The sequence below is a fragment of the Saccharopolyspora sp. ID03-671 genome, assembly GCF_045278815.1.
GTDB lineage: Bacteria > Actinomycetota > Actinomycetes > Mycobacteriales > Pseudonocardiaceae > Saccharopolyspora > Saccharopolyspora ipomoeae.
Window position 1 is genome coordinate 6,235,958 of the sequence record NZ_CP134054.1, and the last position, 24,066, is coordinate 6,260,023.

General features: G+C 69.4%; 21 protein-coding genes. 6 read left to right on the forward strand and 15 right to left on the reverse strand.

The annotated features are described in order from the left end of the window. Positions 1-39: 39 nt before the first annotated feature. Positions 40-1,389 carry an NAD(P)-binding domain-containing protein gene (locus REH65_RS28985; RefSeq protein WP_406689927.1) on the reverse strand — a complete coding sequence of 450 codons (1,350 nt, stop codon included), beginning with the start codon at positions 1,387-1,389 and terminating at the stop codon, positions 40-42. Positions 1,390-1,525: 136 nt separating this feature from the next. On the opposite strand from REH65_RS28985, the gene REH65_RS28990 reads away from it, so the two are divergent. After that, positions 1,526-2,284 carry an IclR family transcriptional regulator gene (locus REH65_RS28990; RefSeq protein WP_406689928.1) on the forward strand — a complete coding sequence of 253 codons (759 nt, stop codon included), beginning with the start codon at positions 1,526-1,528 and terminating at the stop codon, positions 2,282-2,284. A 51-nt stretch (positions 2,285-2,335) separates the two neighbouring features. On the opposite strand, the gene REH65_RS28995 is transcribed toward REH65_RS28990, so the two are convergent. Beyond that, positions 2,336-3,646, reverse strand: coding sequence for an MFS transporter (locus REH65_RS28995; protein ID WP_406689929.1), 1,311 nt, complete (start codon positions 3,644-3,646; stop codon positions 2,336-2,338). A 350-nt stretch (positions 3,647-3,996) separates the two neighbouring features. On the opposite strand from REH65_RS28995, the gene REH65_RS29000 reads away from it, so the two are divergent. Further along, complete coding sequence (locus tag REH65_RS29000) at positions 3,997-4,662, forward strand: polysaccharide deacetylase family protein (protein WP_406689930.1); 666 nt, start codon at positions 3,997-3,999, stop codon at positions 4,660-4,662. Between the two features lie 12 nt (positions 4,663-4,674). Here REH65_RS29000 and REH65_RS29005 read toward each other — a convergent pair whose 3' ends face one another. Both REH65_RS29005 and REH65_RS29010 read right to left on the reverse strand, forming a co-directional pair. After that, positions 4,675-4,899 carry a Scr1 family TA system antitoxin-like transcriptional regulator gene (locus REH65_RS29005; RefSeq protein ID WP_406693264.1) on the reverse strand — a complete coding sequence of 75 codons (225 nt, stop codon included), beginning with the start codon at positions 4,897-4,899 and terminating at the stop codon, positions 4,675-4,677. Positions 4,900-4,944: 45 nt separating this feature from the next. Then, positions 4,945-5,565, reverse strand: coding sequence for a LysE family translocator (locus tag REH65_RS29010; RefSeq protein ID WP_406689931.1), 621 nt, complete (start codon positions 5,563-5,565; stop codon positions 4,945-4,947). Positions 5,566-5,627: 62 nt separating this feature from the next. Between REH65_RS29010 and REH65_RS29015 the strand changes: the two genes are divergently transcribed. Beyond that, the gene (locus tag REH65_RS29015; RefSeq protein ID WP_406689932.1) at positions 5,628-6,116 is read left to right on the forward strand and encodes a CGNR zinc finger domain-containing protein; all 489 of its coding nucleotides are present in this window, start codon (positions 5,628-5,630) and stop codon (positions 6,114-6,116) included. Between the two features lie 67 nt (positions 6,117-6,183). Here the strand turns inward: REH65_RS29015 and REH65_RS29020 are convergent, their stop codons facing one another. The 4 genes from REH65_RS29020 to REH65_RS29035 all read right to left on the reverse strand — a co-directional run bounded on the left by REH65_RS29020 (position 6,184) and on the right by REH65_RS29035 (position 12,158). Then, complete coding sequence (locus REH65_RS29020) at positions 6,184-7,884, reverse strand: PQQ-dependent dehydrogenase, methanol/ethanol family (protein WP_406689933.1); 1,701 nt, start codon at positions 7,882-7,884, stop codon at positions 6,184-6,186. A 10-nt stretch (positions 7,885-7,894) separates the two neighbouring features. Beyond that, positions 7,895-8,356: an MSMEG_3727 family PQQ-associated protein gene (locus REH65_RS29025; RefSeq protein ID WP_281453371.1), complete on the reverse strand. Its 462-nt coding sequence runs from the start codon at positions 8,354-8,356 to the stop codon at positions 7,895-7,897. Positions 8,357-8,555: 199 nt separating this feature from the next. Continuing rightward, on the reverse strand, positions 8,556-10,739 hold the full coding sequence (katG, locus tag REH65_RS29030) for a catalase/peroxidase HPI (RefSeq protein ID WP_406689934.1): 2,184 nt from the start codon (positions 10,737-10,739) through the stop codon (positions 8,556-8,558). Between the two features lie 27 nt (positions 10,740-10,766). Then, a complete protein-coding gene (locus REH65_RS29035; protein ID WP_406689935.1) occupies positions 10,767-12,158 on the reverse strand; it encodes a LytTR family transcriptional regulator DNA-binding domain-containing protein in 1,392 nt (463 codons plus the stop codon). A 189-nt stretch (positions 12,159-12,347) separates the two neighbouring features. Here REH65_RS29035 and REH65_RS29040 point away from each other — a divergent pair, with 189 nt between their 5' ends. After that, on the forward strand, positions 12,348-12,584 hold the full coding sequence (locus REH65_RS29040; protein ID WP_406689936.1) for a hypothetical protein: 237 nt from the start codon (positions 12,348-12,350) through the stop codon (positions 12,582-12,584). 251 nt (positions 12,585-12,835) lie between these two features. Here the strand turns inward: REH65_RS29040 and REH65_RS29045 are convergent, their stop codons facing one another. From REH65_RS29045 to REH65_RS29070, 6 genes are all read right to left on the reverse strand, one after another. Next, positions 12,836-14,476, reverse strand: a complete 1,641-nt coding sequence (locus REH65_RS29045) for a glycoside hydrolase family 13 protein (RefSeq protein ID WP_406689937.1) — start codon at positions 14,474-14,476, stop codon at positions 12,836-12,838. A gap of 32 nt (positions 14,477-14,508) precedes the next feature. Further along, positions 14,509-15,351, reverse strand: coding sequence for a carbohydrate ABC transporter permease (locus REH65_RS29050; protein ID WP_406689938.1), 843 nt, complete (start codon positions 15,349-15,351; stop codon positions 14,509-14,511). Further along, the gene (locus tag REH65_RS29055) at positions 15,351-16,355 is read right to left on the reverse strand and encodes a carbohydrate ABC transporter permease (RefSeq protein ID WP_406689939.1); all 1,005 of its coding nucleotides are present in this window, start codon (positions 16,353-16,355) and stop codon (positions 15,351-15,353) included. Before REH65_RS29055 ends, REH65_RS29050 begins: the two co-directional genes overlap by 1 nt. Before the next feature lie 57 nt (positions 16,356-16,412). Next, positions 16,413-17,702 (reverse strand): ABC transporter substrate-binding protein, encoded by a 1,290-nt coding sequence (locus tag REH65_RS29060; RefSeq protein ID WP_406689940.1) that lies wholly within the window; start codon positions 17,700-17,702, stop codon positions 16,413-16,415. A gap of 167 nt (positions 17,703-17,869) precedes the next feature. Then, a complete protein-coding gene (locus REH65_RS29065; RefSeq protein WP_406689941.1) occupies positions 17,870-18,907 on the reverse strand; it encodes a LacI family DNA-binding transcriptional regulator in 1,038 nt (345 codons plus the stop codon). A 211-nt stretch (positions 18,908-19,118) separates the two neighbouring features. After that, positions 19,119-19,982, reverse strand: coding sequence for a bifunctional allantoicase/(S)-ureidoglycine aminohydrolase (locus REH65_RS29070; RefSeq protein ID WP_406689942.1), 864 nt, complete (start codon positions 19,980-19,982; stop codon positions 19,119-19,121). Between the two features lie 233 nt (positions 19,983-20,215). Between REH65_RS29070 and REH65_RS29075 the strand changes: the two genes are divergently transcribed. Then, positions 20,216-21,697, forward strand: a complete 1,482-nt coding sequence (locus REH65_RS29075; RefSeq protein WP_406689943.1) for an NCS1 family nucleobase:cation symporter-1 — start codon at positions 20,216-20,218, stop codon at positions 21,695-21,697. 36 nt (positions 21,698-21,733) lie between these two features. Next, positions 21,734-22,453 (forward strand): aspartate/glutamate racemase family protein, encoded by a 720-nt coding sequence (locus REH65_RS29080; protein WP_406689944.1) that lies wholly within the window; start codon positions 21,734-21,736, stop codon positions 22,451-22,453. A 257-nt stretch (positions 22,454-22,710) separates the two neighbouring features. On the opposite strand, the gene allB is transcribed toward REH65_RS29080, so the two are convergent. Next, positions 22,711-24,066, reverse strand: a complete 1,356-nt coding sequence (gene allB / locus REH65_RS29085; protein ID WP_406689945.1) for an allantoinase AllB — start codon at positions 24,064-24,066, stop codon at positions 22,711-22,713.

Below are 24,066 nucleotides of genomic sequence, written 5' to 3' on the forward strand. Positions count from 1 at the left end.
TCCCCTCTTCGGCACTGGAGCGGGGTGGACGGGGGTCGGTCAGCCGGAACGTTCGCTGAGGATCTTCTGGTAGCGGGCGGCCTCATCGTTCAGGACGGCCCGGGCGCCGGTGAGGGTGCGGTGGGCTTCGGCGAGCGGGACGACGATCGCGCCGTCACCGTCGGCGACGACGATGTCGCCGCGGTGCACGGCCACACCTCCGACGGAGGTGTCCTCGCCGACGCGGCACGGCCCGTTCTTGTAGGGGCCCGCGGGTGAGGTGCCCACCGCCCACACCGGGAACCCGGCCTCCTGGAGGGCTTCGACGTCGCGGACCGCGCCGTCGATGATCATGCCGCGCACGCCGCGGTTGATCGCGCGGTGCGCGATGAGCTCGCCGATCAGCGCCCGCGAGGGGTCACCGCCACCGTCGACGACCAGGACGTCGCCGGGCCGGACCTGCTCGAGCGCCTGGTGGATGCCCTTGTTGTCGCCCGGGCGGCACAGCACCGGGAACGAGCGGCCGGCGATGTGCGCGCCGGGCCACACCGACTGCACGCGAGGAGCGATGACGCCCAGCCGTTCCCGCGCGTCGCCGATGGCGGCGGTGGGGATCTCGGCGAACGCGTCGAGCAGCGCGGTCAGGTCGTCCGCCTCGTGGAACGAGCGGTGGCGGCCGGCGGTGGCCGTGGTCATCACGGGTGCCACGCCCAGCGAGGCGAGCAGGTCGGCGGCGGCCTGGGACTCGTGCGCCCGCCGCAGCGCGTGCTTGCGGGTGCCCTTGTCGAGCCGGTCGAGGGCGCTCTCGCCGCCGACCAGGGCCTTGGCGATCTGCTCGCGCACCCACGCGGATTCGCCCGCCGCGGCACCGGCGTCCACGGCTTCGCTGATGATCGCGCCCAGGCCCTTCATGAAGACGGTCCGCAGCATCTTCCGCCGCGAGGCGTCGCCGGGCTCACCGCCGATCGAGTCGACCTCGGCGCCCAAGCTCCGGAACGCCTCGGAGACCTTCTCGGAGGCCGGGCCGGAGGCGATCAGCGCGGTCTTCGGGCCGAACTGGGGGACCGAGCCGATGACCGCGACGTCGGCGCAGCGGTCGGAGTGATCACCCAGCGCTGCGGCCACATCGGTCTTGAGCTGCGGCGATGCCGCGTTCAGGTCGGCGTAGACGGCGTTGGGGCCGAGGTGCGGTGCGCTCTCGGCGGCGACCGCGACGGCGTGCGCGGCGGTCACCAGGCTGATCACCAGGTCGGCGTCGCGCACGGCCGCGGCGACGCCGTCCGCGGCTGCGACGCCGGTCGGCAGCGGGGGCGTGGCGGGGTCGTAGGCCGTCACGGTCGCACCGGTGGCGGCGAAACCGGCGGCGTAGATGCTGCCGGCCTCGCCCAAGCCCAGCACTGCGATCTTCATCGATCGAACTCCGTATCATTCTATGATAAGAACGTGCAGTTAGTGAGAAGACTGTGCGAGGCGGCACGCCGCGTGTCAATGGGTGTGAGCGAACTTCTCACGCAGTGATAGATTCGCGGGGTCTGCAGGAGGTGCCATGACGACCGCGAAGAGCAACCCGATGCGTTCCGTGCACCGGGCTTTCGAAGTCCTGAAGGTGCTGGAGCTCGCGCAGCAACCGCTGCGGCTGACCGACCTGGCGCAGCGCAGCGAACTGCACGTGGCCACCACGCAGCGCGTGGTCAACGTGCTCATCGAGCACGGCTACGCCAGCAGGCACGCCAACGGCTACACCGCCGGGCCCGCCTCGTTGTCGACCGCGCACGCGTTCGCCATGACCAGCCCGCTGCGGCTCGTGGCCCGGCCGGTGCTGGAGGAGCTCGCCACCGCGACCGGCCTCACCGCGTCGCTGTACGTGCGGGTGCAGGAGAGCCGGGTGCTCATCGACCGCGTCGAAGGCGGGCGGCGCCCGCAGTACTCGCTGCCCATCGGGGAGCGGCTACCGCTCTACCCGGGCGCGGCGGGCAAGGTCTTCCTCGCCGCCGAGGACGATCTCGCATCGGAGGCCGAGAGGCTGGGATCGGTGACCTTCACCAACGGGAAGACCGTGGGGGCGAAGGAGATTCGCGCGGACCTGGAGCGGGTCCGCCGCGAGGGGTGCGCGATCTCGGTCGACGAGCGCAAGACCGGGACCACCGCGATCGCCGCGCTGATCAACGACAACGCGGGGAACCTGCTGGGGTCCGTCGGACTCAGCGGCAACAGTGCTTCGTTCGGCGACGTCAGCGATTCCGCGCTGCCGGGGGAGGTTCGGCGCGCGGCGCAGACGATCGGGTTCCGCGTCCCCGCGGCTTAGGCGGGTCTCGTGGGGGTGGGGAAGTTTTCATGAAAACTTCCCCACCCTCCATCAGGCCCGAACCGGAGCGTCCGTGTCGCTGAGGTCCCGCTTGTAGGTCTCGGCCAGCAGGTAGGTCGAGACGAACGAGATCAGGCACAGGACCACGACGTAGCCTGCGATGGACAGCGAGCTGCCGGTGGCGGCGAACAGGCCGGTGCAGATCATCGGGGCGATGCCGCCGCCGAGGATCGCCGCGATCTGGTACGCCAGCGACGCGCCGCTGTAGCGCAGGCGGGTGCTGAACAGCTCCGAGAAGAACGCCGACTGCGGCCCGTACACCGCGGTCCGGCAGCCCTGCACGACGATGCCGGCCAGCAGGAACAGCGTGATCACCCCGGTGTCCACCAGCATGATCCACGGCACCGCGAACACCGCGAGCATGAGCATGCCGCCCAGGGCCATGCCGCGTCGGCCGATCCGGTCCGACAGCATCCCGAAGGCCATCATCAGCGGGATGTCGATGGCCGCGAGCAGGGCGTTGGCGCTGAGGATCGTGGTGCGCTCGTAGTCGAGGGTCTTGGTGGTGTACGAGACGATCCAGGTGGTGCCGACGTAGAACGTCGCGTTGGTGGCCAGGAACGAACCGGCCGCGAGCAGGATCGTCTTCGGGTGGCGGCGCAGCACCTCGATCACCGGCATCCGCTCGGCGCGCTCCTGCTCCTTGCGCTCCATCGCCTGCTCGAACACCGGGCTCTCGCTGATCTTGAGCCGGATCGCGAAGCCGACGACGATCAACAGCGCGCTGCACAGGAACGGGATCCGCCAGCCCCAGGCCATGAAGGAGGCCTCGGACATCGTCGCCGACAGCACCGTGAACGTCAGGTTGCCCAGCAGCAGGCCCGCGGGAACGCCGACCTGCGGCCAACTCCCGTAGAAGCCGCGCTTGCCCTCCGGGGCGTGCTCCACGGCCATGAGCGCGGCGCCGCCCCACTCGCCGCCGACGCCGATGCCCTGGGCGAAGCGCAGCAGCGTCAGCAGGATCGGGGCCCACACGCCGATCGTGGCGTAGGTGGGCAGCAGCCCCATCAGCAGCGTCGCGAAGCCCATCAGCATCAGCGAGGCGATGAGCATGGGTTTGCGGCCGAGCTTGTCGCCGTAGTGGGCGAACAGCACGCCGCCGATGGGCCGGGCGATGAAGCCGACGGCGAAGGTCGCGAACGCGGCGACGGTGCCGACGACCGGGTCGAACTTGGGGAAGAACAGCTGGTTGAACACCAGCGCTGCGGCGGTGCCGTAGATGAAGAAGTCGTACCACTCGATGGTGGTGCCGATGAGGCTGGCGAGCGCGACGCGGCGCGCACTTGTCGCGGTGGCGGCCATTCCGGTCGTCCTCCGGGGTGTTGATCCGGGTCGTCTGTGACCCAGATAACTAACGGTGTAAGTTTTAGCGACCGTATCCATCGGGACGAATCACCACAAGGGTCACTTCGCGGACACTCGCGGAGTGGAAGAAAGTTTCGGAAATGACGGCTCGCGACTTGGCGCTTTGGGGTGGGCCTGGATTGTCGTGGCGCGCGTAAGTCCGCTGCTGGTCACGATTCACCTCGATATGCGAGAGTCGTTGTGGTCGAAATAGTTTCGAAAAACACTCGTTGACCATCGCGTGTCGGCGCCGCATACTCGCTCCCGTTCGGCTCTTCCGTCAGCGTCTTCGAGAGGATGCGGTGGACATGTCAGCGAGAGCGCGAGCCTGCGCCATGAGCGCGGTCCTGGCGGCAGCGGTGGTGGTCGCCCCGGCGGCCGAGTCGGCGCCCGAGTGCTCGGGGTACGTCGGTCTCACCTTCGACGACGGACCCGGCGACACGACGGCCCGGCTGCTCGACGCCCTCCGCGAGAACGGGCTGCGCGCGACGATGTTCAACCAGGGCGATCACGCCGACACCAACCCGTCGCTGGTCGCCGCGCAGGTCGATGCGGGCATGCAGGTCGGCAACCACAGCTACACCCACCCGCACATGACCGGGCTGAGCCGGTCCGAAATGGACTCGGAGATCTCCCGCGCGCAGCAGGCGATTTCGGAAGCCGGGGGCGGAACACCGACCCTGTTCCGGCCGCCCTACGGCGAGACCAACGCGGCCCTGCGCGAGGTCGAGGCCGCCCACGGGCTCACCGAGATCATCTGGGACGTCGACTCCCAGGACTGGAACAACGCCACGGTCGACCAGATCGTCGCGGCCAACGCGAGCCTCACCGACGGCCAGATCATCCTCATGCACGACTGGCCCCCCAACACCCTCGCGGCCATCCCGGGGATCGCCGAAGCTCTCCAGCAGAAAGCCCTCTGCCCAGGAGTCATCTCCCCGGAAACAGGCCGAGCGGAAGCCCCGAAAACCTGACCCCAACCCACCTCACGAAGCCGCCCGATCACGATGCTCGGCGGCGAGGCCGCGGAGGATCGTTCGGGCCTCGTCACCTTCGGCCGCGACCTGCCGGAGACGGTCCATGAGCCGGTGGTAGATCGCGACCTGGTCCGGATCGTCGATGGTGAGTTCCGCCGAGACGTGCTCGAGTCCTGAGTCCCGCGGTGTTCGTGTCGATGGTGGTTGGCAGGGGGCGGTTTTTCCTCGAATCACCCGTGATCGATATCCGTTTTGCCCGGTCAATTCGAGGAAAAACTGTCACCTGGCCAGCAGAGCGGCGGCGAGGGTGGCATAGGTGGCTGCTGCGAGTCGGTTGAGGAGGGTGCGGGGGCGTGTGCGGTGGAGCAGGCGGTTGCGGACGGCGCCTGCGGCGCAGCCGATCGCGAGGTCGGTGAGGAGGCCGAGGGTTTGCAGGAGGGCGCCGAGGAGCAGGAGCTGGAAGGTGGGGTTGCCCTCGGTGTCGCCGAGGAATTGCGGGAGGAACGCCGTGAAGAACAACGCGATCTTCGGGTTGGCGAGGTTGACCAGGAAACCCCTCCGGAACGCTCGGGTGGTGGCGGTCGTGATCTCCACCGGGGCTGCGGCGCTGCGCCAGGTCGTCCACGCCAGGTGGGCCAGGTAGGCGGCGCCCGCGAGCTGGAGGGCGGCGATGAGGCTCGGGGCGGCCGCGAGGAAGGCTCCGAGGCCGAGGGCGGTGAGGACGACGTAGACGCTGACGCCAGCGGTGATGCCGAGGGCTGCCCTGGTCGTGCCGTGCAATCCGTCGCGCAGTCCCGTGGCGACCATGAAGGCCATGTCCGGACCCGGTGCCAGCAGCAGGAGCGTCACGGCTGCCAGGAATGCGGGGAGCACGCTGAGGTCGATGTAACCCGGTAGCATGGGTCAGGAGGTTACAGATCGCGGTAACCGGCAGGAAGGGACGTGTCGGTTAGCCTGGGGATGTGTTGGCCGTTCCTGTTCTCGACCTGGGTGAGCTCGTGGAGTTCGTGAACGAGTTCGCCGACGAGCCGCGAGCGGCTGCGGGGGAGCAGGCGGCGCCGTACCCGGACGTCGTGAGCGTGCTGGGGTGGTCGGCCTCCGGGGATCCGGTGGCCTCGGCCAACGCCCTCTTCCGGGTGTTCGCCGCGGAACGCCCGCTCGCAGAGCTCAACGGACTGCTGCGGGCGATCCGACCGGTCCCGGTCATGACCGGGCAGGGCCTGACCTGGGCCGTCGAGTCCAGCGGCGACGTGCTGCCCGCCGCGCTGAGCACCTGCCTGCTCGGCTGGCTGCTGCACCACGACGAGAGCCGCCTGGGCACGTGCCAGGCCGCCCGCTGCGTCGACGTCTACGCCGACGCCTCCCCGACGGGACGCCGCCGGTTCTGCTCCCCGACCTGCCTCAACCGCCACAAAGTCGCCGCCCACCGGGCTCGGACCTCCGGACGGTGACGGGCACCTGAGACGTGGGTGGGGGTGGGGACAGTTTTCATGAAAACTTCCCCACCCCCGGTGGTGATCAGCGGGTTCCGGGTTCCTCCGGGAGGGCGAAGGCGATGAGGGCGCTGCCGTGGCCTGCTCCGAGCATGCCGGGCAGGAAGCCCTCGATCCAGCCGCCCCAGCCGACCGGGACCGCGACGTACTGCCTGCCGTCGACCGAGTAGGTCATCGGGCTGCCGTGGTGGCCGCTGCCGCACTGGAACTGCCACAGCTTCTCGCCGTTGCGGGCGTCCAGGGCGACGAACTCACCGGAGGGCGTCCCGGCGAAGACCAGGTTCCCGGCGGTGGTGAGCACCGACGAGCACATCGGCAGGGTGTTGCGCCAGCGCCACTTCTCGTTGCCCTCCGAGTCGAAAGCGCTGATGGAGCCGTTCATGTCGTCGGCGTCGACCTGAACACCCGCACCCCAGTAGGGAATTCCCTCGCGGAACTCGCGACGTCGCCGCGTCGCGGTGGCGCCGACGTCCTGGACGGGGACGTAGAACAGCTCCGTTTCCGGGTTGTAGGCGGCGTGCGTCCACTCCTTCGCCCCGGCCGGGCCGGGGTAGAAGTGCACCGGTTCGCCTTCGGCGTCTGGGTACTTGCGCGGGGTCACCTTGCCGTCGCGGGTGATGGTGCCCCAGTCGATCCGGTCCACGTAGGGCGTGACCGACACCAGCTCCCCGTTGGTGCGGTCGAGGACGAAGAAGTACCCGTTCTTGTCGAAGTGGCCGAGCATCTTGCGCCCGCCCTGGTCGAACAGGATGTTTTCCATCGTCGAGTCGTAGTCCCACACGTCGTGCGGGGTGCACTGGTAGTGCCACTGGATGGTGCCCTGGTCGACGTCGACGGCCACGATGCTGTCGGTGTAGAGGTTGTCGCCCTCGCGGACCGCGCCGTCGAAGTCCGGCGCCGGGTTTCCGGTGCCCACGTACAGCAGGTTGGTGTCCTGGTCGAACGTCGCGGTGATCCACGGGTTCGCCCCGCCGCGCGCCCACGCCTCGCCGTCGGCCGGCCAGGTCTCCGACCCGGGCTCACCCGGCTTGGGGACCATGTAGCAGCGCCAGCGGTGCTGACCGCTCTCCAGGTCGAAGGCGTCCATGTGCCCGCGCACGCCGAACTCGCCGCCCGAACTGCCGGTGATGACCATGTCCTTGACGACCAGCGGAGCCATCGTGCCGCTCTCGCCGGCCCGCACGTCCCCGATGGTCTTGTCCCACACGCGTTCGCCGGTCACCGCGTCGAGCGCCAGCAGGTGCGCGTTGGGCATCACGCAGAAGACCTTGCCCTTGGCGACCGCGACGCCGCGGTTGACGTTGCCGCAGCACAGCGACACGTCGTAGGGCACGGCGTGCTTGTAGCGCCACATCTGGTCGCCGGTCTTGGCGTCCAGCGCCCACACCCAGCCGTCCCAGCCCGAGACGTACATGACCCCGTCGACGACCAGTGGTGTCGCCTCGAACGCGTAGGTCGACGCGCCCGCGATCATGCCCGCGGCGCCCGCCTGGAAGATCCAGGCCGGGCCCATGCCCTTGACGGTCTCGGTGTTGATCTGGTCGAGCAGGCTGTAGCGCTGCCCGTCGTAGGCGCCGTAGTAGGTCAGCCAGTTGTGCGACTCCGAGCGCGCGTCGAGCAGCCGGTCGTAGCCGACGCGGAACCCGACGTCGGGCGCGTTGCGGGGCACCGCGCTCAGGGTGCCGTGGTCGATCGCCTCGCCGGCGTCGACGTATTCGAGAGTCATCGTCGTCCTCCTACGGGCGCATCTGGTCGGGACGGTCGAGGCGGGCTTCCGGCGGGACCTCGCCGAGCACGACGATGGCGCCGGTCAGCCCGCGCCCCTCGTCGTTTCCGGTGGGCGAGGAGAACCAGTAGTAGCCGGGCCCGTCGAGGTTGAGCTTCGCGCGCCCCTTGGAGTGGTTGACCAGCCAGATGAACTTGCTGTCGCCGTTGCTGGGCAGCAGCGCGCAGTGGGTGTTGAGATCGTCGTTGATCAGCGTCAGTTCGAGGTCTCCGCCGTGCGGGAGGACGAGAATCGAAGGGTCCCAGACGATCTCGTCGGGCAGGATGCGGACCGTGGCCTCCATCGTGCCGTCGGACCGCTCGGTGGCCCGATGGATGTTGCCGGTGCCGAGCACGCGGCCCAGGGCTGCGCCGTTCTGCGAGTCCAGTCCGACTTCGTTGAGCAGATCGGAGCGTTCCTTGGCTGTCGTCACCGGAGATCACCTCCTTGTGAATCCGTTCGCGACAGGCCGGTGCGCGCGACGGGGGAACAGCGGTTCGAGCGCCCGGCGAGGGCCAAACCACTTGGCCCGTAACGAAATCGGACACTACGCCGGGTGCACGGAGGTGGACACTCGGCGCCGCCGGGCCGGGTGCCGGCACCGCTCGCACGGCGAGGTCTACCGCTCGGACTCAGAAGCGACCGAGGTTCATGACCTTGTCCCACGCGGCGGCGAAGTCGTGCAGGAATTTCTCCTGGTCGCTGGCGTAGACCTCGGAGATCGCGCGGAGTTCGGGGTTCGCCCCGAAGACGAGGTCGACGCGGCTCGCTCGCCACCGAGCGGAGCCGCTGCGCCGGTCCCGTCCCTCGAAGGTGCCGGAGGTGGGGACCCATTCGGTGCTCATGTCGAGGAGGTTGACGAAGAAGTCGTTGCTGAGCGTGCCCGGTCGCTCGGTGAGCACCCCGAGCTGTGATCCGCGGTGGTTGGCCCCGAGCACCCGCAGCCCGCCGATGAGCACCGTCATCTCGGGGGCGCTGAGCGTGAGCTGGTTGGCCCGGTCGACGAGCAGGTATTCCGAGGGCAGGGGTGGTTTCGGGCCGAGGTAGCTGCGGAACCCGTCGGCGCGGGGTTCCAGGGCGGCGAAGGACTCGACGTCGGTCCACTCCTGGGTGGCGTCGGTGCGGCCCGGGGTGAACGCGACCCGCGCACCGGCCCGTTCGAGGGCCGCGCAGCCACCGAGGACGATCAGGTCGGCGAGCGAAATCCGCTTGTTTCCCGGCTGTTCCGCGTTGAAGACCTCCTGAATCCGTTCGAGCTCGGCCAGAACGGGTCCGGTGATCTCGGGATCGTTGGCCTCCCAGTCGCGTTGGGGTTCGAGTCTGATGCGGGCGCCGTTGGCGCCGCCGCGCTTGTCGCTGTCGCGGTAGGTCGAGGCCGATGCCCACGCGGTGAACACCAGGTGCGGCACCGACAGCCCGGAGTCGAGGATCCGCCGCTTCAGCTCAGCGATGTCGGCGGCGTCGATGAGCTCGTGGTCGACCTCGGGAACCGGGTCCTGCCAGATCATCCGCTCGTCGGGCACCAGCGGACCGAGGTAGCGCTGGACCGGTCCCATGTCGATGTGGGTGAGCTTGAACCAGGCCCGAGCGAACGCGTCCTCCAGCTCCTCGGGCCGGGCGAGGAACCGCATCGCGATCTTCCGGTACTGCTCGTCCTCCTGCAGCGCGAGGTCGGTGGTGAGCATCGTCGGCGTGTGCGCCCGCGACGGGTCGTGCGCGTCGGGGACCGTGCCGTGGCCCTGACCTTCGCGCGGCACCCACTGCCAGAGACCGGCGGGGCTGAGCTCGACGTCCCACTCGTAGGCGAACAGGGTCTCCAGGTACCCGTTGTCCCACCGCGTCGGATGCGGCGTCCAGGTCCCCTCCAGTCCGCTGGAGATGGTGTCCGCACCCTTGCCCGAGCCGTGCCCGCTGCACCAGCCCAGGCCCTGCTGTTCGAGGCCGGCGCCCTCCGGCTCGGGCCCCAGGTGCTTGACGTCGTCGGCGCCGTGGGTCTTGCCGAACGTGTGCCCGCCGACGATGAGCGCGACGGTCTCGGTGTCGTCGAAGGCCATCCGGGCGAAGGTGCCGCGGATGGCGCGAGCGGCGCCGATCGGGTCGGGCAGCGTCGCCGGGCCTTGCGGGTCGACGTAGATCAGCCCCATCTCGTCGGCGGCGAGGGGTTCTTCGAGGTCGCGGATGCCGGTGTGCCGCTCATCGCCGAGCCAGGTGCGCTCGGGACCCCAGTAGATGTCGGCGTCGGACTCCCACGCGTCCTCGCGGCCACCGGCGAAGCCCAGGGTGCGGAAGCCCATCGACTCCAGCGCCCGGTTCCCGGCGAAGATCATCAGGTCGGACCAGGACAGCTTGCGGCCGTACTTCTGCTTGACGGGCCACAGCAGGCGCCGCGCCTTGTCCAGGTTCCGGTTGTCCGGCCAGCTGTTCAGCGGAGCGAACCGCTGCAAACCCGAGCACGGGCCACCGCGACCGTCGCCCACCCGGTAGGTGCCCGCGCAGTGCCAGGCCATCCGCAGCACCAGCGGCCCGTAGTGACCGAAATCCGCGGGCCACCAGTCCTGCGAGGTCGTGAGCACGTGGTCGATGTCGCGGGCCAGCTCGTCGAGGTCGAGCTTGGCGAACTCGGCGGCGTAGTCGAAGTCCTCGCCCAGCGGATTCCGGCTCGGGTGGTGCTTGGCCAGGATCTCCAGGTTCAGCCGGTGCGGCCACCAGTCGCGGGCGTCGCCGCCCGCCGCCGGGTGCTCGCGGGTGCGCTCGGGACGTCGCAGCGCCTGGTCGTAGTTGCGCGTGACGGCCACCGAGTCGGGGTTCTCCGGCAACGCGAGACCACCTCCCCGGCCGGCCGCTCAGATGTCCAGAGCCCGTCGCACGGCAGGGGCGTTGCGCCGCGACACCGGCACCATCGTGCTCGCACCGTCGTCCATGATCAGCACCAACTCGCCCTTGAAGCGGCGCTCCACCTCGCGGATGCGCCCCAGGTTCACCACGTAGCGCCGGTGCACCCGCAGGAAGCCCGCGTCGCCCTGCTCGCTCTCCAGCTTCTCGAGGCTGCCCGACGCGGCCCGCAACTTCCCCTGGTCGGTGGTCAGCCACACGTCGTTGCCGTCGGACTCGGCGAAGGAGATCTCCGGCAGCTTCAGCAGCACCATCCGGTTCTCCCGCGTTCCCACGATCCGGTGCGGCGGGCCGTGCTGCTGGGCGCTCTCGCCGCGCGGCAGCTGCTCGCCGTCCGAGACGCCGAAGAACACCAGGTTGCCCACCAGGTGCCCCGCGAGGAACACCGGTCGCATCGTCACCGGCGTCGGTTCGTCGGAGAGGTGGGTGAACAGCTGCGTCGACCCGACCCAGTCGGGATTGCGGGAGGCCTGCTTGGCGGCGTAGCGGGCGGCGCTGATGAACTCCGGCAGGCCCGGGTTCCAGCGCACCGCCGGGTCCTTCGCCGGGGTGCAGCTGGGCACGCCGAGCAGCACGCTCGCCGTGTCGTCGGCGATCACCACCCGGCCGGCCGGGTCGACCGCGGCCAGCGACACGCCCGCGCGCGAGCGGGCGTGGTTGAACGCCGCGATCAGCTCCGCGCTGCCGTCCTGGGCGCGCTGGCGCAGCGTGGCCTGGGTCCGGGTGGCGGCGTTGGCCAGCCAGGCGCCGGCGGGGGAGGGCAGCTCACCGCGCCAGCAGGAGATGTTGAGGACCGCGATCGGATCCTTGGTCACCACGTCCCGCACGGCCACCCCCGCGCAGGTCCACTCGTGGAACGCCTGGCACCAGTGCTCGGCGCCGCGGATCATCACCGGCGCGTGCGTCTCCAGCGCCGTGCCCATGCCGTTGGTGCCGGTGGCCTGCTCCGACCAGCAGAACCAGGTCGCCAGGTTCGCGTCGGCGGCCAGCTTGCGGGTGCTCGGATCGCCCCACTCGGCCAGCACCCGCCCGGTGGCGTCGGTGACGGTGACGATCCCGCCGACGTTGGCGACCTCGTGGGCCACCGAGGCGGCCCGGAACCCCAGGTCGGCGAACACGACGTCGTGTTCGAGGGTGTGGTCGACCTCCGCCACGGCGATCGGGGCCTCCTTGAGCCCGGGATCGACGCGGTACTGGTCGCGGCAGCGGTGCCACGAGATCGCCACCTCGGGCCGCACGCCGCTGATGTCGTCCTCGCCCTGCACGAATCGTTCCCACGCCCCGTACACCGTCGTGGTGCCGGAGACGCGCGAGATCGGGTCGAGCCGGTGCACGTCTGCCATCCAAGACCGCCTTTGGTCTCCTCACCAAGCCGACCGGGAATCGACGGATTCCGCGCTGGCGGATCTCCCGCTCCAAGGTCTGAAACTAAGCTTATGCCCGTTTCCGGGACCAGCGCAGTGGGACGAGAGCGGCAGAAGAGCGCACGAACGGACCGCATCCGGTAACGAACGGCGGCGAGGAGGTCACGCGTGGAGGCGGGGCGGTCGCAGGACGTCGCGGAGGAGGCGGCGGGCGGACTGCTCGCAGCGGAGCTGCAGCACCCGTTCGGGCCCGACGTCGAGGTGCGCAAGATCGGCGGGAAGATCTTCCTGCCGAGCACGCCGCTGCGCGTCGACCGTCACCAGCAGCCCCATGCCGGGCTCGCAGCGGAGCTGCTGGTGACGTGCGGCGGCACTGGCGGGTGCACGGTGCGGTCGACCAGCTGAAAGCTGCTCGGACGAGACGTTCTCATGAAAACCGTCCCCTCCGATCGGTGAGGTGGTGGGGGAAGTTTTCATGAAAACTTCCCCCACTCTCGGGAGAACGGGTGGTGGGACGTTTCGATCGGTGTTTCGTTTGTGCACGTCACGTGCTTTGAGTGGGTGGTGGTGGGGAAGTTTTCATGAAAACTGTCCGGTTCGTAGGGGAGTGAGGTTTTCATGAAAACTTCTCCACCTCCGGGTGGGGACGGGCGTGGTCAGTCCGCCAGCCACGCCGCCGCGTCCGGCGGGAGCAGGCCGCCGTCCGGGTCGGCGGAGGTGAGCAGGACCCGCTCGTGCTCTGGCAGCGGTTGCGGAGTTCCCGACATGTTGACCACGCAGGTGAAACCGGGGTCGCGGTGGAACGCCAGGACGCCCTCGGGGGCGTCCAACCAGCGCATCTCTCCCTCGCCGAGCGCGTCCAGCTCGCGGCGCAGCCGCAGCGCGGTGCGGTAGAGCTCCAGCATCGAGGCCGGGTCGGCCTCCTGGGCCTCGGCCGTGCGATCGCGCCACTCGGCGGGCTGCGGGAGCCAGGGAGCCGCGGAGTCCGGCGGGCCGAAGCCGAACGGCGGGCCGTCCCCCGACCACGGCAGGGGCACCCGGCAGCCGTCGCGGCCGCGCTCGGTGCGCCCCGAGCGCTCCCAGATCGGGTCCTGCAGGAGCTCCTCGGGCAGGTCCTCGACCTCCGGCAGCCCGAGCTCCTCGCCCTGGTAGACGTAGGCGCCGCCGGGCAGGGCGAGCATCAGCAGCGCGGCCGCCCGCGCTCGGCGGGCGCCCAGATCCAGGTCCGGTTCGGCGAGGACCAGCTCGTCCTCGCCGAGCCGGCGCCGGTCGTGCGGCACCCACTCGGCGTCGCGGCCGTAGCGGGTGACGTGCCGGGTCACGTCGTGGTTGGACAGCACCCAGGTCGGTGGAGCCCCCACCGCCGACAGGCTCGCCGCGGTGGAGTCGATGACCTCGCGCATCCGCTCGGGCTCCCACGGGCACTTCAGGAAGTCGAAGTTGAACGCGGTGTGCAGCCCGCCCGGCCGCAGGTAGCGGGCGAGCCGCTCCGGCGACGGGGCCCACGCCTCGGCGACGAACTTGCGGTCGCCCGGGTACTCGTCGGCGATGGCGCGCCACCGGCGGTAGATCTCGTGCACCTCGTCGCGGTCCCAGTGCGGGTGCGCGAGGTGTTCCTGCGGACTGCCGGTCAGGTCCGGCAGGGCCGGGTCCTTGGCCAGCCCGTGCGCGACGTCGATGCGGAAGCCGTCCACGCCGCGGTCGAACCAGAACCGCAGGACTTCGGCGAACTCGTCGTGCACCTCGGGATTCGCCCAGTTCAGGTCGGGCTGCTCGGGGGCGAACAGGTGCAGGTACCACTCGCCGTCGGCCACCCGCGTCCACGCCGGGCCGCCGAAGACCGAGCGCCAGTTGTTCGGCGGCTCCGCGCCGTCGGCTCCTCGCCCGGGGCGGAAGACGTAGCGGTGCCGCTCGGGCGCGCCGGGCCCGGCCGCCAGTGCGTCGCGGAACCAGCGGTGCTGATCGGAGGTGTGGTTGGGCACGATGTCCGGGATGATCCGCAGCCCGTGCTCGTGCGCGTCGGCGATCAGCTTCTCCGCGTCCGCGAGGGTGCCGAAGAGCGGGTCGATGTCGCGGAAGTCGGCCACGTCGTAGCCGGCGTCGGCCTGCGGTGAGCGGTACCAGGGGTTGATCCACAGCGCGTCCACGCCGAGGTCGCGAAGGTAGGGAAGCCGGGATCGGATTCCCTCGATGTCGCCCACGCCGTCACCGTCGCCGTCGGCGAAGCTGCGGATGTAGACCTGGTAGATCACCGCGTCGCGCCACCACGGTCGCTCGCCGGATCGGTTGTGCTGCAACGGTTCTCCCTCTCCGAAAGAGTTCACTGCGGTCACTTGAGCCCGCCTGAGGTCAGACCGGCGATGATGCGGCGCTGGAAGATGAGCACGGCCACCACCAACGGCACGGTGACGATCACGCCCGCCGCCATCTGGGTGCCGAACGGCTGCTCGTGGCCCTGCGCACCGACGAACTTGGAGATCGCGACCGTGACGGTCTGCATCTCCTTCTCGTTGACCATGCTCAGCGCGATGATGAACTCGTTCCACGCCATGATGAAGGTCAAGATCGCGGTGGTGAACACGCCCGGAGCGGCCAGCGGCACGATCACCTTGCGGAACGCCTGACCGGGCGTGCAGCCGTCGACCATGGCCGCCTGCTCCAGCTCCACCGGCATCTGCCGGAAGAACGTCGTCAGGTTCCACACCGCCAGCGGCAGCGCGAACGACAGGCTCGGCAGCACCATCGCCTGGTAGGTGTTGATCCAGCCGATGTCGGTGAACAGCTTCAGCAGCGGCACGATCAGCGAGATGCCGGGGAACATCGAGCAGGCGATGATCAGCGCCAGCACCGCGTTCTTGCCCCGGAAGTGCAGCCGAGCCAGCGCGTAGGCGGTGGTCATGCCGACCACCAGCGTCAGCAGCGTGGTGACCGAGGCGACCACGAAGCTGTTCAGCAGCGCCCAGCCGAAGCCCACGTCGGGGGCGAAGACCGCGCGGAAGTTCTCCAACGACCACACCTGCGGCAGCGGGCTGAGATCGAACTGGTCCGAGGGACGCCGGAACGCGGTCGCCGCCATCCAGTAGAACGGGGCCAGGCAGTACAGCACGATCACCGCGACGCCGAGGTACGGCGCCCAGCGCTTCCAGGAGAGCTTCGAAGCCGAATTCGTCATCACGCCACCGCCTTCCCGGATTTCCGCGCGGTTCTCACCTGCGACCGGGCCTCGCCCAGCAGGTCCGCGCCCAGCAGCTTGACGAAGGCGAAGGCGACGACGGCGACGTAGCAGAACATGATCGTCGCGTAGGCCGCCGCAGGCCCGTACTGCACGTTGGTGGCCTCCTGCCAGGCCAGCATCGACAGCGTCTCCACCGACTCCTTCTGCTGCCCGATCAGCACGAACGGCAGGTCGAACATCCGCAGCGCGTCGAGGATCCGGAACAGCACCGCCACCAGTAGCGCCGGACGCACCAGCGGCAGGGTGATGCGCGTGAAGCGCTGCCAGGCGTTGGCTCCGTCGACCCGAGCGGCCTCGAAGACGTCGCGCGGGATCACCTGAAGACCAGCCAGCACGAGCAATCCCACGAACGGTGCGGTCTTCCACACCTCGGCCACGATCACCGCGAGCTTGGCCGGGGCGCCGTCGGCGCTCCACAGCACCTGGGTTCCCAGCATAGCGTTGACCACGCCGTCGGACGCGAAGATCCACCGCCACAGCAGCGCGGACACGGCCGTGGGAATGGCCCACGGCACCAGCACGCTCGCGCGCACCAGCCCGCGTCCGCGGAACGCCCGGTGCATGATCAGCGCCATCACCACGCCGAGCACGGCCTCCAGCACCACGGTCGTCGTGGTGAAGAACGTCGTGTTCCACAGCGCGTTCCAGAACCGCGCCGCGTTGGGCCCGGTGACCACGTCGGCGTAGTTGCCGAGCCCGGCGAACTGCTCGCCTTCGACCACGAAGCCGTCGGCGTCGACGCTCTGGCCCTCGGTGAACAGCGATTGCCGCAGCGCCGCGACGATCGGGTAGACCACCACCAGGCCGAGCACCAGCAGCGTCGGCGACACCAGCGCAGCGGCCAGGCGCGCCGCCGCGGCGGCCTGCGGCGATCTGCGCCTGCGGGCGCCGCGTCCCCGCTCGGCCGCGGGTGCGACCGCGGATTCCACTTCTGCCGTCATCTCTCACCTCCCCGGGAGGGCGGGGCGGTGCCCGCTACCGGGCGCCGCCCCGCGCGCTCACTGCTGTCCGGTCAGCGCCTGGAGCCGGGCCTGCAGATCGGCCAGCGCCTGATCGGAGGACTTCTCGCCGCGCAACGCCGCGTAGGCGTTCTCCTGGATCACGTCGGTGACCTCGCCGTACTTGATGACGCGGGGACGCGGCTCGGCACCTTCGATGGACTTCTTCAACAGCGGCAGGTACGGGTACTTGGCCTGCATCGCCGGGTCGTCGTAGATCTCGCCGAGGGTCGGCGCCAGCGAGCCCTGGTCGAGCCGCAACCGCTGCTGCTCGGGCGCGGTGGCGAACTTGATGAAATCGACCGCGGTGGCCTTGTTCTTGGCGAACGCGGAGATCGCGAGGCTGTGCCCGCCCAGGCTGGACACACCGGGACCGGACACGCCGGGCAGCGGTGCGACGTCGAACTTGCCCGCCACGCCGGAAGAACCGTCGGTCTTGGCCGCGTGCGAGTACTGGTTCGGCCAGGCCCGGGTGAACACGACCTTGCCGTCCATGAACGCGCGACGCGTCTCGGTCTCCTTGAAGGTGATCGCGTCGCGCGGGATCATCCCGGAGCGGAACCCCTCGACGAGCGCGTCCAGCCCGCGCTTGGCCTCCGGCGTGTTGACGTGCGGTTTGCCCTCGGGATCGGTGACCGCACCACCGGCTCCGTGCACGGCCTCGGAGAAGTTGACCGTCAGCCCCTCGTACTTCTCGAACTGCCCGGCGAAGCACGACATCCCGGCGGCTTCGGGCAGTGCCAGCACCTTCTCGCAGGTCTGGCGCATCTCGTCCCACGTCGCCGGTGGCTTGGCACCGGCCTTGGCCAACAGGTCCTGGCGGAAGTAGAGCATCGCGCCGTCGGAGGTCGTGGGGACGCCGTAGAGCCGGTCCCGGTAGACCGAGGTCTCGACGGTGGTCGGGACGAACTTCTCAAGCCCGAACCGGTCCCGGGGGAGCTCGGTGATCCAGCGGTTCGCGGCGAACTCCGTGGTCCAGACGTTGTCGAGGTCGAGCACGGTGAACGCGTCGGACTTGGTCTGCGCGTTCTGCACCATCTGCTGGCGCTGGTCGTCGGCCGAGGAGGAGAGTTCGATGAAGCGCACCTGCTCGTCGGGGTGGGCCTGGTTCCAGGCCTCGACGATCTTGGGGTTGACGCCCTCCTCGTCCTTGCCCGCCACGTAGGTGATCGGGCCGCGGCCTTCCAGCGCGGCCGACGGTTCGTCCGTGGCCGCTCCGCCGCAGCCGGCCGTCAGAGCTGCCGTGCACGTCAGCACCGCGGCGATCGCTAACCGATTTCTCTGTCTCATGCCACTCTCCATTGAGGACTTTTCGAGCACACGGGGGCTCCACCGCGCAATGCACCGGATCGATCCAGTCGCGTTGTGCGGTTCGGTCGGTATTCGATTCGTCGAATTGCTCCGGGCTTGCTGCGCCCGCTTTCAGATCGCCCGTGAAAGGCAGGTTCTCCCTGCGCTTACCAGCCTCCTCCATCTCCTCGCTCGTCCGTGGATTTCGGCGGTGGAGCTGTGGATCCCCGCACCACGAGGTCGATCGGCACGGATACGACGGTGTCCTTCGGGGATCGCTCGTCGAGCTGGTCGATGAGCAGTTGCGCGGCGGTGGCGCCTTGCGCCTGCACCGGCTGGGCCACCGTGGTCAGGTCGACGTACTCGCTCATCTCGTGGTCGTCGAAGCCCACGATCGACATGTGCTCGGGCACCGAGCGCCCGTGCCTGCGCAGGGATCGCAGCGCGCCCATCGCGAGTTCGTCGGCGTAGGCGAACACCGCTGTGGGCAGGTGGGATTCGGCGAGCAGCCGGTCCATCGCGCGTTCGCCGCCCGAGATGCCGAACTCACCGGGCACCATCCACTCGGGGCGCGGCTCGATGCCGTTGTCGCGGAGGGTCTGCAGGAACGCCTCGCGGCGGATGATCGGCGCGATGGCGCCCTGCGGCTTCGGTTCCAGCCCTTGGATCATGGCGATGTCGCGATGCCCGAGGTTGATGAGGTGCTGCACGGCCAGCCGAGTGCCCTGGCGGTCGTCGATGTGCACCGAGTTGAACCCCTCGGCTTCGTGCCCGACCAGGCCCAGCGGCAGGTCCAGCCCGCGGAGGCGGTCGGATTCCTGCTCGGTGAGGTCCATCGACAGCACCAGCACGGCGTCGACCCGCCCGCGCACCGGCAGGTCGCGGAAGAACCGCTCGCGGGATTCCTCGTCGCCGGCGGTGTAGAGCATGAGGTCGTAGCCCGCCGCGCGCAGGACCTGTTCGGCGCCACCGATGATCTGGCCGAAGAACCACCGCCAGACGAACGGGACGACGACGCCGATGCAGTAGGTGCGCCCGGTCGCGAGCCCGGAGGCCGAGCGGGAGATCGAGTAGTCGAGTTCGGCGGCGAGCTCGGTGATGCGCCGGCGGGTCCGGTCCGACACCCCGGAACGCCCGCGCAGGGCGCGCGACACCGTCGACGGTGACACCCCGGCGCGCCGCGCGACCTCCTCGATGCCGACCACGGGCTCTCCTCCGATCGATCAGCCGTCCAGATCGCGAGGAATGTACTGTGGCCTGAGTCTCAAGCGCAAGCGTTTGCGTTGATCCCCCGAAACATCGGTCCGGAAACGTGCATGACCAGGGGAGATGGGTTGCGCAAACGCCGTGCGAATCGGATTGTTCGCATCCGTTTGCGCTGGGGTTCGAGGGGTCGGCCCGAGCCTGTGCCGCTGCTCAGGTGAGGCGGATTTGGCGGTTGACGTCTTTGTAGAGGAGGTAGCGGAAGGGGCCGGGGCCGCCTGCGTAGCAGGCTTGGGGGCAGAAGGGGCGGAGCCACATGTAGTCGCCTTCTTGGACTTCGACCCAGTCGTTGTTGAGGCGGTAGACGGCTTTGCCCTGCAGGACGTAGAGGCCGTGTTCCATGACGTGGGTTTCGGCGAAGGGGATGGTGCCGCCGGGTTCGAAGGTGACGATGTTGACGTGCATGTCGTGGGCGAGGTCGTCGGGGTCGACGAAGCGGGTGGTGGCCCAGCGGCCGTCGGTGTCGGGCATGGGGGTGGGGGTGATGTCCTGTTCGCGGGTGACGAACGAGGTGGGCGGGGTGATGCCGGGGGCGTGTTCGTAGGGTTTGCGGACCCAGTTGAAGGTGGCCGCTTCCGCGCCGGGGTTGGTCAGCGACCAGGTGGTGCCGGGGGCGAGGTAGGCGTAGCCGCCGGGTTCGAGGTCGTGGCTGACGCCGTCGATGGTGAGCCGGAGGTGTCCGGTCATGAGGAACACGACGGATTCGACGCCGGTTTCGGGTTCGGGGTTCTCGCTGCCGCCGCCGGGGGCGACCTCGACGATGTTCTGGGCGAAGGTGGTGGCGAAGCCGGTGACGGGTTTGGCCAGGATCCAGGCGCGGGTGCCGTGCCAGCCGGGGAAGTTGCTGGTGACGATGTCGCGCAGGACGCCGCGCGGGATCACGGTGTAGGCCTCGGTCACGATCGCCCGGTCGGTGAGCAGATCGGTCTGCGGCGGCAGCCCACCGGCAGGCGCGAAGTACGACGGCGAGTTCAAGCTGGCTCCTCCTCGACAACCCCGACCCCAGCGCAAGCCCATGACCTGCACAATCCATGTATACAAAAGCGGGGTTGGGTGCAGGATAAGCAACGCCGACGCTGTGCGGAAGCCCCCGGAGCCGCGGAGGAGATCACACTCGGCCTCTCGGGTGGGGAGTGTTGACGAGGCCGTGAACACCGCCTACGGTCTTCCCAACTCTCACGTATACTTTCGCATCGCGAAACTCGATCCACTCCAGCAATGTCGCGGAGTGGGGGCTTTGGAGGCGGCTGGTGACTGCCACGAACGACCGGTCCGGTCTGGACATCCCTCCCGCGTCGAGCGAGCGGTTGTACAGCTACGACCTCGCGCCGACGAAGAAGGACGGCCGCCGCTGGGGCGCCTACAACGTCTTCACGTTGTGGGCCAACGATGTTCACAGCCTCGGCAACTACGCTTTCGCGATCGGCCTGTTCGCGCTCGGGCTCAACGTCTGGGGCATCCTGGCCGCCTTCGTGCTGGCCTCCGCGCTGCTGTTCCTGCTGCTGACGATGTCGGGCTACATGGGGCACAAGGCCGGCGTGCCGTTCCCGGTGATGAGCCGCATCGCCTTCGGCACCAAGGGCGCGCAGATCCCGGCCGCGGTGCGCGGCGTCGTGGCGATCGCCTGGTTCGGCATCCAGACCTACCTGGCCTCCTCGGTGCTCGACGCGCTGCTCGTGGCGATTTTCCCGGGCTTGAGGTCGCTGGAAGACCAGTCGGTGCTGGGACTTTCGCTGCTCGGCTGGATCACGTTCCTGGCGCTGTGGGCCGTGCAGGTCCTCATCGTCAGCTACGGCATGCACGTCATCCGCAAGTACATGGCGGTGGCCGCGCCGACGACACTGATCACCATGCTGGGCCTGGCGATCTGGATGTTCGCCCGCGCCGACTTCTCGATCTCGATGTCCACCGCCCAGCCGCTGACCGGCGGCGCGATGTGGCTGCAGATCCTGCAGGGCGCCGCGCTGTGGGTCGTCATCTACGGCACGTTCGTGCTGAACTTCTGCGACTTCACCCGCTCGGCCAAGAGCCGCAGCTCGATCGTCGTGGGCAACCTGGTCGGCATCCCGGTCAACATGCTGTTCTTCGCCGGGATCGTGGTGGTGCTCAGCGGAGCCCAGTTCAAGATCAACGGACGGGTGATCACCAGCCCGACCGACATCGTGCAGACCATCCCCAACACCTACCTGCTGGCGCTGGCCTCGCTCGCGCTGATCGTGCTCACGATCGCGGTGAACCTGCTGGCCAACTTCGTCGCCCCGATCTACGTGCTGGTCAACCTCTTCCCGAAGAAGCTGAACTTCCGCCGCGCGGGCCTGGTCAGCGCGATCATCGGTCTGGTCATCCTGCCCTGGAACCTCTACGACAGCCCGGTCGTGGTGAACTACTTCCTGGGTGGTCTCGGTGCTCTGCTCGGCCCCCTGTTCGGCGTGATCATGGCCGACTACTGGCTGATCCGGAAGACCCGCGTGAACGTCCCCGAGCTCTACACCGAGAACGCCGACGGCGAGTACCACTACAACGGCGGCTACAACCCCAAGGCGGTGTGGGCGTTCATCCCGGCCGCCGCGATCGCGGTGGTGCTGGCGCTGGTTCCGGCGTTCAGCGCGGTCGGCGGGTTCTCCTGGTTCATCGGGGCGATCCTGGGCGCCATCATCTACGCGGTCATCGGCGACCGCAGGCCCGACGCCCAGGACGTGGACGGCGAGTCCATCGCCGTCGCGGCGGAATGATCCTCCGCAGCAGGCAATTTCGAGAAAGTCGAGTCCATGCGCATCCTCGTCGTGAACGTCAACACGACCAAGTCCATCACCGAGTCGATCGGTGAGCAGGCGGCCTCGGTGGCCGCGCCCGGAACCGAGATCGTGCCGCTGACACCGCCCTTCGGCGCGGAGTCGGTCGAGGGCAACTACGAGAGCTACCTCGCGGCGATCGCGGTGATGGAGGCCGTGAAGGCCTACCCGGAGCCGTTCGACGCGATCATCCAGGCCGGCTACGGCGAGCACGGCCGGGAGGGTCTGCAAGAGCTCTTCGACGTGCCGGTCGTGGACATCACCGAGGCCGCGGCGACCACCGCGCAGTTCGTGGGCCGCACCTACTCGGTCGTGACCAGCCTCGACCGCACGGTCCCGCTGATCGAGGACCGGTTGCGCGCGGCCGGTCTCAGCGACCGGTGCGCGTCGGTGCGGGCCAGCGGCATGGCGGTGCTGGACCTGGAGCGCGACCCGCAGGCGGCGGTGGACGCCATCGCCGAGGAGGCGGTCCGCGCGGTGCGCGAGGACCGGGCGGAGGCGATCTGCCTGGGCTGCGGCGGCATGGCGGGACTGTCCGAGCGCGTCGTGGCACGCACCGGCGTCCCGGTCGTCGACGGCGTCACGGCGGCGGTGACGATCGCGGAGTCCCTGGTCCGGCTGGGCCTGAAGACCTCCAAGGTCCGCACCTACGCGCCCCCGCGCCCCAAGGAGATGACCAACTGGCCCCCGTCCTGACGGCCTTGAGCACGGCGAAGCCGGGTCCCGATCCTCGGGGCCCGGCTTCGTGGTCGCGTGGGGTGCCTCCCTCTCGCGGGGACAGTTTTTTCTCGAATCACCCCATGATCATGTCCGTTTCGTCCGGACAGTTCTCACTAAAACTGCCCCCTGCCAACGGCCGTTGTCACAGTGAGCGTTGGCAGGGGGCGGTTTTTGGCTGTAATCGTCCTCTTCGCGAGGCGACGGTTTTCGCTAGAACTGTCGCCTGGTGACGTTCACACCTCGCCGCGGGTGAGGAGCTCGCCCTGGGGCGCGGTGGTGTCGGTGCCGTTGCCGGCGATCTGAGTGCCACGCAGCCAGGTGCTGCGGACGACGCCGGCCAGCGGGCGGCCGTGGTAGGCCGAGACCGGGTTGCGGTGCTGCAGGTTCGCGACGTCGACGACGAAGGCGTCGTCCGGGGCGAAGACGCACAGGTCGGCGTCGTTGCCCACGGCGATGGAACCCTTGGTGCGCATCCCGGCGAGTTCGGCGGGCTTGCGCGCCATCCAGGTCACGACGTCGGACAGCGAGTACCCGCGCTGGCGCGCCTGGGTCCAGATCGCCGGCAGCCCCAGCTGCAGGCTCGACACGCCACCCCAGGCGACGCCGAAGTCGCCGATGTCGAGGCGCTTGAGCTCGGGAGTGCAGGGGGAGTGGTCGCTGACGACGCAGTCGATCGTGCCGTCGGCCAGGGCCTTCCAGAGCAGTTCGCGGTTGGCGGCCTCGCGAATGGGCGGGCAGCACTTGAATTGGGTGGCGCCGTCGGGGATCTCCTCGGCGGTGAAGCTGAGGTAGTGCGGGCAGGTCTCGACGGTGACGCGGACGCCGTCGGCGCGGGCCGAGGCGATCAGCGGCAGCGCGTCCGCGGAGGCCAGGTGCAGGATGTGCACGCGGGCGCCGATGCGCCGGGCCAGCTCGATGACCTGCGCGATCGCGAGGTTCTCGGCGCCCTTGGGGCGGGAGGCGAGGAAGTCGCCGTAGTCCTCGCCGTGCGGGGTCGGTGCCTGCTCGATGGCCTCGGAGTCCTCGGCGTGCACGATCATCATCGCGTCGAACCCGGCCAGCTCCCGCAGCGCGGTGTCGAGCTCGGCGGAGTCCAGCGGCGGGAACTCGTCGACCCCGGAGTGCAGCAGGAAGCACTTGAAGCCGAACACCCCGGCCTCGTGGAGTCCGCGCAGGTCGCCGACGTTGCCGGGGATCGCGCCACCCCAGAACCCGACGTCGACGTGCGCCTTGGCCGCGGCGGTCTTGCGCTTGAGCTCCAGCGCGTCGACGTCGACGGTCGGCGGGAGGCTGTTGAGCGGCATGTCGACGATGGTGGTCACGCCGCCCGCGGCGGCCGCGCGGGTGGCGGTCTCGAAGCCCTCCCACTCGGTGCGGCCGGGGTCGTTGACGTGCACGTGCGTGTCGACCAGCCCGGGCAGCAGCACCTCGTCGCCGGCGAGCTCGACGACCCGGTGGGCGTCCAGCTCGGCGTCGAGCGCGTCGACGGCGGCGATGCGGCCGTCCCGGATGCCGACGCTGCCGGACGTCTCGCCGTTCGGCCCGATGAGCCGCTGCGCCCGGAAGACCAGATCGTAAGGCTGAGCCAC